Here is a 6,143-nt window from a genome sequence, read left to right on the forward strand (position 1 = left end):
GCACGGATCTCCGCGGACTTGCGGGCGAGTCGCCGCCGCGCCGAGGCCAGCTCGGCGAGCCCTTCGGGTCCGACCCGCGCGCAGGCCGAGAGATCCACCACGACGCTGTGCTCGGCGCTCGCACGTGCGCACGCCGAACGCAGCGCGCCGGCGAACGCCGGGGCAGTCGCGAGGTCGACGTCGCCGGTGACGACGACGCGGACGACATCCGCATCGATATGCAACGTGACCTCGACAGGTCGTCCCGCGTCCTCGCGCCTCGCGGGTCGTAGCCCGCCATCCGAGACGTGACGCGCGAGGTCGAGGAACTGCTCGTCGAAGACGCGCTTCATGGCGGCCGGCAGCGCGTGCGCGGTGCTCAACGAGTCGACGATGTCACCCGCGACCGTTCGAAGCTTGACGTTGGTCTGCTGGGAGTACAGCTTGAGGAGGTTGAATGCCGTCGACTCGTCGGTGCCGTAGACCACCTCGAGCGCACCCTTGGCCTGGTCGATCACGCTGCGCGACTCGAGTGCCTCGGTCAGCAGGGAGGTCACGGCATCAGCGCTCGCCCGGGTGTAGCGGGCGGTCAGGTCGAGCATCGAGGCGTACATGCAGTCGGCGCTCGACGACCAGTCCACGGTGAGCGCCACCCAGTGCTCGGCACCGCGTGCGTCGATGAGCCTGTACTGCTCGGCCGCGTACGCCAGCTCGCTGTCGTCCGCCACCAGGACCGATGCCAGCCGCGTCCGGTCCGCGGGGTGGCAGTGGGCCAGCATCACCTCGGCCGTGGGCACGACCTCACCAGGCGCGAAGCCATGCATGGCGTAGACGCTGTCCGACCAGGTCCACACTCCCCCCTGGGCACGCACAGTGCCCAACGGGATCTCGGCGTCGTGCGCACCCGGTCGATCGTGCAGATCGTCTGGTGTGTGAATCACGGAGTCCTCCATGAACGAGCCCAAGCCACCACTTCCCCAACCGCCACGCGAACCGCTGTTGTCACGACCGCCCTGGGTCGCGCTGCTCTGCCCTGCACGGGGCCTCTTCACCCCGCCCCATCATGTGCCGGAGCTGGCACGGTGTCGACACGAACGCGTAAGTCCCGCACGTGTCGGGATCATGGCTGACCGCTGCCCGCGTCGTCGTCGTCGCCGGCACTCCGGCTTCCGGTCGGGCCGCGCGCTGGTCGACCGGAGTCGTCCGGGGTGCCGGCGAGGTCCAGGTGTCGACTGACGACGGCCGAGGCGACCGCCGTGAGGGTGGTCGCGGAGGTGTAGGCATGTGCGCGAAGCAGCGCCAGTGCGTCCACGGTCGGAACGCCAAGCTGGGCCACCACCATCCCGATCGCCTGGTGGACGACGGCCCGCTCGGACCATGCGGCCAGTGAGGTGGGCACCTCGGTCCGGGCGTCCTCCAGCAGGGCAGCACCGACGGCGTCCGCGATCCGCTGAGCCTCGTCCAGCGTGCGACGTAGCCCGCCCGAGCTCCGATACAGCGTCAGGACGCCGATCGTCGTGCCGGCCGGGCGCATCGGAAGTGCCCAGATGGTGACCTTGCCCAGGAGGTCCTCAGCCATGTCGTCGAACACGGCGTACGGGCCGGGCACGGCGGCGTCGAGTTGGACGACGACGGGGCTTCCCGAGTCGAACGCCTCGCGGCTGGGTCCCTCGCCGATGACGTCCTGAAGACTCTCGAGCGCCGCAGATGTCCGGTCCGTCGCCCAGATCGTCAAGCTCTCTGGTCGCGTCGTGGCGAGCGTGATGGCCGCTCCCCCTGCCCCCAGGATCTCCAGGCATGCTCGGCACAGGCGCTGGGCCAGCGGTTCCTGGGTCGCACCGCGGTCGACCGCGCGCGCCAGCTGCGTCATCGCCTCGACGCTCTCGTCCACCTGCGCTCCTGACCTCTCAGAGTCGATGCCCCCGGTTGCCTCGTCATGCTCCTGCAATGATGCTCCCCGTCGTCAGGTCGCAGGGCCACCGTCACAGCCTCGGGCCTCCGGCACCGACACCCACCGTCAGAGGACACCGATGTGCGGGCGTGCGACGATGGGCCAAGCCGTCAAGCAGAGCGCGGTTCGGAGTTGACGAGAGCAGTAGACGTGAACCGGACCCACCTGCATGACCCGCGTCCTCGATCGCTGAACCGTGTGGTGATCACCGGTGGAGCGGGCTTCCTCGGCAGCCACCTGTGCACCGAGCTCGTCGCGCGCGGCACCTACGTGGTGTGCCTGGACAACTTCGTCACCGGCTCGCCCGCCAATGTGGCGCACCTGTTCATCCTCGCCTCCACGTCGGAGGTGTACGGCGACCCCTTGGTGCACCGGCAGCCGGAGGACTACTGGGGCAACGTCAACCCCGTCGGGCCCCGGGGCGTGTACGACGAGGCCAAGCGCGTCGGAGAGGCGCTCACGACGGCGTACCGCGCCTCGCGGGGTGTCGACACCGGCATCGTCCGGATCTTCAGCACGTACGGCCCACGCATGCGTCCGCGCGACGGGAAGCAGACACGCTCGGTCTGCTACGTGGGGGACCTTGTCGACGGCGTGCTCGCGATGGCGCAGAGTGCCCTGGCGGGCCCGATCAACCTCGGCAGCTCGCGCGCGCTGTCCGTGCGGCAGATCGCGGCAGACATCGTGGCAGCGACGGGCTCACACTCGAGGCTGAACTTCGTGGGGCGCCCGATCGACGACCCCCCGGTGCGTCGTCCGGACACCACCCTGGCGAGGTGCGCGCTCGGGTGGGAGGCGCGAGTGCCCTGGGAACAAGGGCTCAGCGAGACCGTCGCATGGTTCGCCAGTGCACTGCGACAGCCCGTCTGAGCAGGCGGGTGTGACGATCTGCGTCGGAACGTCGGGCTGGAGCTATGAGCACTGGGACGGGGTGCTCTATCCGCACGGCCTCCCGGCCTCCGCCCGGTTGGGGCTGTACGCCCAGGAGTTCGGCACGGTCGAGCTCAACGCCAGCTTCTACCGGTGGCCCCCTCCTCCTCGCTTCGCGCAGTGGCACGATCGGTTGCCGCCCGGCTTCGTGATGTCAGTGAAGGCTCCCCGCGGACTGAGCCATGGACGGCGCCTCTTCGGGCCCGAGGGCTGGGTCGCACGCATCGCGGCCGGTTGGCACGAGCTCGGCGAGCGGCGAGGCCTCCTCCTGGTGCAGCTGGCACCCGACCACACTCGGGACGACGAACGACTCGACTACTTCCTTCGCCACCTGCCGGACTGGATCAAGGTGAGTGTCGAGCTGCGCCACGCGAGCTGGCACGTCGAGGAGGTCTTCGCGCTCCTCGAACGGCGCGGTGCCGCGTACTGCGTCATGAGCGGGGCCGGACTGCCCTGCGTTCTGCGCGCCACGGCACCGGTGGTGTACGTGCGGATGCACGGACCGGACGACGACCACCTGTACGCCGGCTCGTACTCGGACGCCGACCTCGGGTGGTGGGCGGACCGCCTGCGTGAGTGGGACGCCAGCGGCCGCGACGTCCTCGTCTACTTCAACAACGACGGCGAAGGGAATGCCGTGCGCAACGCGCGCACCTTGCGCCGCATGCTCGCCGAGTGAGACCTGGCGGGGTCTCCTCGGGTGGTTCGCCTCACCGACCGCGCCAGCGGCGCGACGCAGGCCGGCGCTCGTCGTCTCCACTGGTGAGAGGTCTAAAGTCCCGGTACCCCACGGGAACGGGCCGTCCTGCGCCCGGACCTCACCGCGCCCCCGCGAGCCCCGACCGAATGGAGAGCTGATGTCCCTGCCGCGCCGCGTCATCGTCACTGCGGTCCTCGCACTCGCGACGACTCTCACCGTCGCCGGATGCTCCGGTGCCGCCCCGGTGACCTCGGCGTCGTCGCAGGCAGCGACCGCGATCAGCCCCGGGAGTGTCGCCCCGTCTGGTGCAGCACCGGTCGCCACCCCGACACCCGTCGCCGCACCGACACTGAGCGTGACTCAGCTCCCCCTGAAGCTCCCCACCACGCTGTCCCGGCTCGTCGCACTGCCCGCGGGTGACCAGCTCCTGCTGCTGGGTGGCCTCGAAGCCGGCACCACCACCACGGCCACGATCCTGGCGGTCTCCCCGAGCGCAGGCACGGTCAGCGTCGCCGGGCACCTCGCGCAGACCACGCACGACGCCGGTGGCGCGGTGCTCGGCGGCCGCGCGCTCGTCATCGGCGGGGGAACCTCGGCGTCGACCTCCGCGGTGCAGGCCGTCGCGCTGACCGGAGGCGCAGCATCGATCAGCGGGCAGCTTCCGCAGGCCCGGTCGGACGATGCGGTGGCCGCTGACTCGACGACCGCGTACGTCGTCGGCGGGTACACCGGGAGCACGGAGCTGCCGGAGATCCTGGCCACGACCGATGGCGTGTCCTTCCACGTGGTGGCGCACCTCGCCGTGACGGTCCGCTACCCGGCCGTTGTCGTCGTCGGGACCACCTTGTGGGTGTTCGGTGGCGAGCACCAGGGCACGGTGACCGACGACATCCAGCGCGTCGACCTCACCACCGGCACTGCCGTCGTCGCTGGACACCTGCCCGCGCCGCTCGCCCACGCGACAGCGACCGTCCTGGACGGCACGATCCTGCTGGTGGGCGGTACCGACGGGAAGGCCCACCAGAGCGCGATCTCCCGGTTCGACCCCACCACGGCCACGCTGGCCGCCGTCGGCCAGCTGCCGGCGCCGGCGTCCGACATGGCCATCGCCGTGCTGGCCGACAGCGCCTACGTCGTCGGCGGTGAGGTCGCGAGTGTCGGCGGCAAGGTCACGTCCCTGAACACGGTGGTGCGCCTGCAGCTCGCACACTGACCAGATCGGCGCACGTCAGGAGCCACCGGCCGTTGCCCCGCTCGGGCAGTCAGCTCACCAGAACCCGGGAGTCGCCTGGGTCGTGCCCACGGTGTTCGCGTAGGAGTGCGGCGGCACGAGGTCGATCCCGTCGGGGTTGTTCAGGTAGCCCGGCTCGACGCCGGCCACACCCGTGTGCCCGTACTGCCAGACGATCTTGTTCTGGGCCGGGTCGATCACGATCACGCGGTGGTTGAAGTCGTCGTTCAGCATGATGTCGCCGTTGGGCAGGCCTTCGGCGAGCGACGGATGGTTGAGCTTGTCGGCACCGCTGCTGGGGTTCCACCGCCACAGGGCCTTGCCCGACGCGTCGAAGATCACCGCTTGCCCCGGGTTGGTGTAGCCGACCGTGAGGTACTGGCCGGGCTTGTACTGGTTCGAGTCCGACGGGTAGGTCAACCCAGGCACGTGCGTCGACCAGTACACGTGGCCGGTGCGGTCGATCTCGTCGACCCAGCTCCCGTTGATCTCCGTGACCAGGAAGTGGCCGTTCGCGAGCGGGAAGACGCCGTTGGGGCTGCCGAACCCGGTGGGTGGGTTGTGCGCGCACGCCCCCGGCCTTCCCAGGGTCCACAGCGGTCCGGGCGAGGACGGCGCCAGGTCGACCAGGCGGCAGTTCTTGATGTCGGCGGCGATCACCGTTCCATCGGGCAGCATCATCGCGTCGTCGGGGTTCCACAGCTGGTTCGGACCGGATCCGTGCGTGCCCGGGGTCCCGTACCGCCAGACGATCTTGCGGGTGGCGATGTCGATCTGGGTGATGACGAACTGATCCTCCTCGGTGGCGATGATCTGCTTGCCGTCGGGGCTGAAGAAGACGTCGTCGGGGATCAGGAAGGTCTGGCCGGCCGCGAGGTCGCCCGGCTGCGGCCACTGCCACAGCACCTGGCCCTGGGGGCTCACGACGACCAGTCGGTCGTTCTTCTTGTCCGCGATGATGATCGGCCCCGGCAGCACGCTCGGGTCCGAGCCGGGAGCAAGGGAGCCAGGGTCACCCGATACAGCCGCCGGAGGCCACGCGGCTGACGGAGACGGGCTCGGGGCAGGGGTTGCGGAGGTCGATGGGGCCGGACTGACCCCGCCGGCCGGCGGCGACGTGAGCTGCGCCACGGGCGCCGGTGCAGCGGCCGTGCACGCAGTGACAGAGAGCGCGAACACCGCCGTCACGACCGCACTCAGGAGGCCTCGGGCGTCCCGTGCGCGCCCCCGCCGCGTCGACCCGCGCGCTGCACCACCGATCCGGTTCACGTCCACTCGTGCACGGTAGTCGAACGCCAGTCGTGCAAGCGCCCGCGCCCGCGGGACGCGTGTAGCGTGACGAAGACGGGGCC

Annotated in this window: 6 protein-coding genes; 3 read left to right on the forward strand and 3 right to left on the reverse strand. The window is 70.4% G+C overall.

Annotated elements, in window-relative coordinates; translation table 11 throughout:
* Window positions 1–920: PAS and ANTAR domain-containing protein (locus VFW79_RS01760; protein ID WP_329675594.1), on the reverse strand; the 920-nt coding region annotated here is incomplete at its 3' end.
* Window positions 921–1,099: 179 nt separating this feature from the next.
* Complete coding sequence (locus tag VFW79_RS01765) at window positions 1,100–1,870, reverse strand: GAF and ANTAR domain-containing protein (protein ID WP_329675595.1); 771 nt, start codon at window positions 1,868–1,870, stop codon at window positions 1,100–1,102.
* A 210-nt stretch (window positions 1,871–2,080) separates the two neighbouring features.
* On the opposite strand from VFW79_RS01765, the gene VFW79_RS01770 reads away from it, so the two are divergent.
* The 3 genes from VFW79_RS01770 (at window position 2,081) to VFW79_RS01780 (ending at window position 4,773) form a co-directional block, all read left to right on the forward strand.
* Window positions 2,081–2,800 carry an NAD-dependent epimerase/dehydratase family protein gene (locus VFW79_RS01770; protein ID WP_329675596.1) on the forward strand — a complete coding sequence of 240 codons (720 nt, stop codon included), beginning with the start codon at window positions 2,081–2,083 and terminating at the stop codon, window positions 2,798–2,800.
* Between the two features lie 10 nt (window positions 2,801–2,810).
* Entirely contained in the window at window positions 2,811–3,539 is a 729-nt protein-coding gene (locus VFW79_RS01775; protein ID WP_329675597.1) for a DUF72 domain-containing protein, read from the forward strand.
* A 178-nt stretch (window positions 3,540–3,717) separates the two neighbouring features.
* Window positions 3,718–4,773, forward strand: a complete 1,056-nt coding sequence (locus VFW79_RS01780; protein WP_329675598.1) for a kelch repeat-containing protein — start codon at window positions 3,718–3,720, stop codon at window positions 4,771–4,773.
* Window positions 4,774–4,827: 54 nt separating this feature from the next.
* Here the strand turns inward: VFW79_RS01780 and VFW79_RS01785 are convergent, their stop codons facing one another.
* A complete protein-coding gene (locus VFW79_RS01785; RefSeq protein WP_329675599.1) occupies window positions 4,828–5,769 on the reverse strand; it encodes a hypothetical protein in 942 nt (313 codons plus the stop codon).
* Window positions 5,770–6,143 lie beyond the last annotated feature (374 nt).

The sequence above is a fragment of the Cellulomonas sp. genome, from assembly GCF_036279715.1.
GTDB lineage: Bacteria > Actinomycetota > Actinomycetes > Actinomycetales > Cellulomonadaceae > Cellulomonas_A.